This window comes from Pseudomonas sp. NBRC 111127, assembly GCF_001320345.1.
GTDB classification, from domain to species: Bacteria; Pseudomonadota; Gammaproteobacteria; order Pseudomonadales; family Pseudomonadaceae; genus Aquipseudomonas; species Aquipseudomonas juntendi.
This window is the reverse complement of record NZ_BCBD01000073.1, coordinates 21,102-27,159: the sequence shown is the minus strand read 5'-3', so window position 1 is coordinate 27,159 and position 6,058 is coordinate 21,102. Positions and strand designations below refer to the sequence as shown.

Sequence of the window (6,058 nt, the reverse complement as noted above, 5' to 3'; positions counted from 1 at the left end):
GGCCAGGAACGTCGGCGCGGGGGTGCCCAACGGGTTGGTGGCCGAAGGCACCTGACAGTCCTTCGCTGGGGCGGTCGGCCATTGAGTGCTGATCAGTTGATAGTTGGCCCACACCGTACCTTTGAGCGCGGCTTGCCACTGGGCGTTGAGCTGGTGAGTCGCAGCCGTAAGCGGCACTTCCCGTACGATCTGCGAAGGCGTGGCCGGCTTGGACGGATCCCACGGCTGTGCAGGCGGCTCGTTCACCGGTCGTCCGCTGGCCTGGGCGTCGTAGAACAGATAGGGGCCTTTGCGCTCGTTCAGCGGTGTGGTCTTTTCCGGCACGTTGCGCACATGCTCGAAGCTTGACCACACCCACTGCGGTGCATCCTTGGTCTTGTGCACGATGTGCAGGCCGACCAGGCCGACCTTCTGCGCACTGCATGATTCGGGGATCACTGCGCCCTTGCCAGGGTCGGCATTGCCTGGGGTATAGACCAAGGCGTCAACGGCATGGAATTCCCCTGGGTTGTCGCTGCCACCCAGCACCTTCCAGGCCGACTTCACCATGATCGCGCCAACCTGCTCCGTATCCTGTGAACCGCAGGCAAAGGCGATGCGGTTGTCGGCCTTGGCCAGAAACGCTTGTTGCCCCTCCTTGCTGTACAGGCCGTTGTTGACGATATCGTCGAACATCGACTGGTTGACCATGATCGCATTACGCGTATAGGTACCATTTTGGTCGACCAGGGGACCGGTCTTGAACGGCTGGATGAACTCATCGAGCACACCGGCGACCTTACCCATTTGTTGCAGTACGGGCAGATCGCCCTTGCCTTGGCAGGCTGCAGGTATCGGCGCCTGCTGGTCCCACGCGACTGGTTTCTGGCCCTGGGGCAGAAAGATCTCGTAGCTTTCTTTCCACGATTCCCACACGGTTTTGCCAGGGGCGCCGATCTTCTGCGAAGTGTTGGCGCTGCCGTCCGCATTAGCCGGCCAGTTGAGCGCGATGAAGGTCTGCCACGACAACACGTCGAAGTCGTGTTGCAGGCTCTCCAGGCTGAAAGGCGGGTTGGCGCTGACGTCGAAGGGGATGGTGGGGGATAGTACGGGCGGGCCAGCCGAATCAGCCATGGCGAGCACGCTGGTGAAGCTTGCACCTAGGTATGCCAAGTGTTTCAGCGTTCTTCTCATTATCGTCTCCTCAGCAGGTAATGCGTCGGGACGACGAGGCGTATTGGCCCTTCCTGGGCCGAATGTTCAGCGTTATCCCTGACGCTAAGCTGGAGGCTAGTCGGTCTAGAGAAAGGCTAATAAATGTCCGACGAAAGGTAGGGATATTGCAATTGAGGCACTTGTCTAAGCGCCTATTCTCGCGCTTCATCAGGGGCGGCTCAGCGCTGCCTGGCCGACCCCGGCAGCAGATACTCTGCACCGCCGGGGTCGGCACGCTTCAGGCCACCGAGGCTTGACGCGGCACGCGCACGCTCAGCATGCCCGACAACGAGATCAACCAAAGCACCAGAAACACGCAGGCAATTGCCAGGTTCGAGGTCAGCGGCAAAGCGCTGACCAGCGCCGAGGCCAATGACCCGAATACCAGCATCAGGCAGCCTTGCAGGCTGGCGGCAACACCGGCGCGGTCGGGGAACAGCGACATCGAGTTGGCCATGGCGTTGGAGAAGATGAAGCCCTGACCGAACGCGACCAGCATGATGCCACCCAAGATCGAGACCAGGTGAAGGTCCTCTGCCTGCGTGGCGATGGTCACCACGCCGAGCAGAAACACCGCCATTCCTGCCCACATCAGCAGCCGTGGCTTGACCTGCCGGATCAGCGCACGATTGACCAGAGTGCCGACCAGGTAGCAGCTACCCACAGCCAGCGCGGTGGTGCCGAAGTATTGCGCGCTGTGCCCCAGGCGTTCCTGGACGATGTGTGGGCCGAACACGTTCCATAGCAGAAACGCCGAGAAGCTCGAGCCGAGCACAACCACCGAGGCCCGAAAGCGGCTGTCCGCCAGGATCGGGCGGTAGCCGGCACAGGTCTGCAAGGCGCTGCGTCTGTTCATTGCGGGCAACGACTCCTTGAGCCCTGCCAGCACGAAGGCCAACACGATGACGGCGTATACGGCGTACAGGACGAAGTTGTAGCGCCAGCCAAGGTGCACTTCGATCACCCCGCCAATGTACGGCGCGATCACCGGCCCCAGGCCGAAGGCCAGGCTCAGGTAGATGATCGCTACGTAGAAACGCGGCCCTTTGACGATGTCCACCAGCAGCGCACGGGCAACTACCTGACAGGCGCCGATGGCGAAGCCTTGCAGGGCGCGGGCGAGCAGGAGCATCTCGATGGACGTGGCCACGGTTGCCAGCACGCTGCCCGCGAGGAACACCAGCAGCCCTGATTGCACCGCCGGCCGCCGCCCACGGGCATCGGCCATGATGCCGAAGAACAGCTGCCCCAGTGCGTAGAACAGCAGGGTGATGGTGATGGTGTTCTGCATCAGCGCCGGACTGGCTGACAGTTCACGGCCAATGGAGGGGATACTCGGCGCGTACAGGTCGATGGCGATACCGCCCACGCTGTTGATCAGCGGCGCCAGGAAGACAATGAAATTCTCGTAACGCTTGGTCGCGTTCATGCTTACCTCCGGCGCACCGGGCAGCGGATGCCCGGCGCGCGTCGTGGTCAGGCCGAGGCCTGGCGGTTGAAAGTGGGCAGGGCCTTGTTTGTGGTAGGAACCCCGATTGACCTGCGGATCCTTGACCCGGGCTTGATCGGCGCTGCTGGCGCTACGAAACGAAGCGAAGGCTCGGGGGGTGGCGTCGTAGTGCCTGAGGTAGTGGGTACGCGCCGCTTCCTGGAGACAACGAGCCGTGCCGGCCTTTGTAGAAATTGCGCACGATGTGCATGGGGCTGATCGAATCGCTTACACGCATGTAGCGATCGACCGCAATGGCACACTCGAAGCCGTAGCACGGCGTCGGTTGTTGGAAAAAGGGAAATACCACAGGTGGGCGTACGCCAGCATGACTCATTCCTCCGTGAAAGCGTGGAACTCAGGTAGGTCTTGCGCTACCCGATGACCACACGATAAGAGAAATGAGCGGCTGGCTGGTTTTAAGAAATCTAAAAGCGTGGTGAAAATTTAAAAGCCTGTTTCATCGTTCCGTCAACAACGCCTCGGCCACCTGTTCGATCAACCTGCGCAGGCTGGCTATATCTTTGCTGTCGCTGCGGTCGCGCGCCCAGATCATGTCCAAGGTGAACGTTGGGAAACCCAGCGGCGGCTGGCAGACTTTCGCTGATGACGGAATGCGCAAGTGCGGCAACAGGCGCGCCGGCAGTGCGAGCGTGGCCGGTACCGCGGCAACGATGTTCACGCAGGCTTGGTAACCATTGGCGCGCACCAGCACATTGCGGGAGCGGCCGACTTTATCCAGCCAGCTGTCGACCATGTTCTTTTCCGAAATCCACGGTGTGGGGAATACGTGGGGCGAGGCGCAGAATTCATCCAGGCTCATGGCCGCGTCGTTGGCCAACCCGTTTTGACTGGTCAGGCAGACAAAGTCGTCGTTGACCACCGCTTGCCATTGCAACTCCGGGTGCATCTGGTGATAGCCCGGACCGAAGCCGATCGCGATGTCAATTTCCCCTGACATCAGCTGATCCACAGGCAGGTCGCGGCTCAGGCGGTCGAGGTGCAGCGACGTATTGGCATGCGTGTGCGACAGCATCGCCAGGGTTTGCGGCAGGAACGACAACTCGAAATACTCCGGCGCGCAGAGCCGCCAGATCTTACGCACGGCTTGGGCAGATGCTTGATATTCGTCTTCCGCGCAGCGGTTGACCGACTCGACCACCACGCGCAAATAAGGCGCGATCTTCTCGGCCTTGCTGGTCGGTTGCAGTACCCCTTGGGATGAAGAGAACAACGTGTCGTCAAAGCAGCCGCGCAGCCGCTTCAAACAATAACTGACCGTCGGCTGGCTTACGCTCATCAGCTCAGCGGTGCGTTTGGAACTGCGCAACTCCAGCAAGTTGAGAAACACCACGATGTCCTGCAGATCCAACTGCTTGAGGTAGTTGCTGTGGAGCATAGAAATTCCTTCTTAGCCTGCCCAGGCCGCACAGCTGGCCACAGCCAACCAAGCCGCGACCGTGGTGCTGGTGTGGTTGCCACCGCTCTATGGGGTGCTCGGCTGGGGCGCTACTGCGCCCCCCCCCGGCAGTGCCAGTGGTGGACGCGAGCGGAGCCTGGATCACCAAGAGGCCGCGATCGCGCATGACCGCTTTTAATGTCGCGGTACCACTTTTATTGCCGGAAACCAGCTCAGGTGTTGCTTATTAATAAACTCTGTCACAAAACCTCTGGAAATTCGCGGCCTAGCGGGGAGGTTGATCCTGTGGAAGCGAAATTAAAGGTTGTCACAAAGCATCGCTTTTCAAAAAATCTCGGGGGTTTTCGTTTAATAAAGGTTGTCACAACAATAACGGTTGTCACAGCAAAGGTTCAGCCGGAGAAAAATCGCAGGGGTACGCCTCGGAAAAAACCCGAAAAAATTATGATGGTATCTTTTGTGCTTGGAACGGAGACAGTGGAGTTAGAGAATTGAACTGTGCCAGGACGGTTGCGCTAGAGAAAAACTCCCCGGGCGCGTCATTGACCAGCCAGTCGGTGGGTTGGGCGATGTCATGATGGTCCCGCCTGTGGCGGAGGCGCGTAAGCAACACGTTCTGTGAACGGGGTGTCCCGCACGGCCCGAAATACCGCAGCAGAAATGGAGCACTTTGTGATGAAAGCGAAGGCCTGATGGCTTCCGCATTTCCTCTCAGATCAGTGCGTCTGCTGTGCCATTTCAGTGTGCCTGGGCAGAGCAATCGAGATGAGTGCAGCGACCAATACGAAGACGCTGGAAACCCACAAGCAAGCCTCCAACCCATAGGCCTGAAACACCCAACCTGACAGCAGTGTGCCGACCAAACGACCGAGGGCGTTGGACATGTAGTAGAAGCCTACATCCAGGGAGACGCCATCTTCCTTGGCATAACTGACGATCAGGTAGCTGTGCAGCGATGAGTTCACGGCGAACAGCACACCGAACAGCATCAACCCACCGAGCAAGACTACCTTTGCCGACCAGCCTGCCGACAGGCCCACGGCAATGAGCGCAGGCAGTCCGGCCAGAGCGATTGCCCAGATGAAGGCTGCTCGGCCATCGGGTACATGACCACGCCTCTTGCCGGTGATATGGGGGGCAAACGACTGGACGATGCCATAGCCGATTACCCAGACGGCCAAGAAACCGCCGACCAGCCAGAAGTCCCAGCCAAACGCAGAGCTCAGGTACACCGGTAGTGCCACGACGAACCAGATATCCCGCGCACCGAACAAAACCAGCCGTGCGGCCGAGAGGATGTTGATGGCCCGGCTCTTGGACAGCATGTCGCGGAACTTCGGTTTGGCCTTGGCCTTGCCCAAGTCCTTTTTCAGCAGCATCAGACTACCGATCCAGATCAGGGCCAGCACCGCCGCCATGGCCAGCACCGCCTGGGTGAAACCGAGCAACGCGAGCAATGCTCCCCCGAGGAAAAAACCCACGCCTTTGAGAGCGTTCTTCGAGCCCGTCAGGATGGCCACCCATTTGTAGAGGATGCCTTGCTGGCTGTCCGGCACCAGGAGCTTGATGGAGCTCTTGGCGCTCATTTTGTTCAGGTCCTTGGCGATGCCGGAGAGCGCCTGGGCCGCCATCACCCACGGCACCGTCAGCGAGGCTGCTGGTACCGTGAGCATCAGCAGGGCGAAGACCTGCATGCCAAGGCCGATGTTCATGGTGCGGTTGAGCCCCAGGCGGGCGCCGAGGTAGCCGCCCACGAGGTTAGTGATCACGCCGAACACTTCGTAGAACAGGAACAGCGCCGCGATCTGCAGCGGCGTGTAGCCCAGCGAATGGAAGTGCAGTACCACCAGCATGCGCAAAGCGCCGTCGGTAAGGGTGAAGGCCCAGTAATTGCCGGTAACCAGCAGGTACTGACGCACTTCCGCAGACAGGGCTGACAACGCCTTCATGATCGC

At 60.0% G+C, this 6,058-nt stretch carries 4 protein-coding genes; all 4 read right to left on the bottom strand.

Annotated features, from left to right (window positions below; translation table 11 throughout):
* A partial coding sequence (locus APH30_RS14935) for a hypothetical protein (protein WP_054912982.1) occupies window positions 1-1,173 on the bottom strand: 1,173 nt, incomplete at its 3' end.
* Window positions 1,174-1,432: 259 nt separating this feature from the next.
* Window positions 1,433-2,623, bottom strand: coding sequence for a multidrug effflux MFS transporter (locus APH30_RS14930; RefSeq protein WP_054912981.1), 1,191 nt, complete (start codon window positions 2,621-2,623; stop codon window positions 1,433-1,435).
* 520 nt (window positions 2,624-3,143) lie between these two features.
* Window positions 3,144-4,082 carry a LysR family transcriptional regulator gene (locus APH30_RS14925; RefSeq protein WP_054912980.1) on the bottom strand — a complete coding sequence of 313 codons (939 nt, stop codon included), beginning with the start codon at window positions 4,080-4,082 and terminating at the stop codon, window positions 3,144-3,146.
* 737 nt (window positions 4,083-4,819) lie between these two features.
* Window positions 4,820-6,052, bottom strand: a complete 1,233-nt coding sequence (gene arsJ, locus APH30_RS14920; RefSeq protein WP_044047293.1) for an organoarsenical effux MFS transporter ArsJ — start codon at window positions 6,050-6,052, stop codon at window positions 4,820-4,822.
* Between the last annotated feature and the right edge of the window lie 6 nt (window positions 6,053-6,058).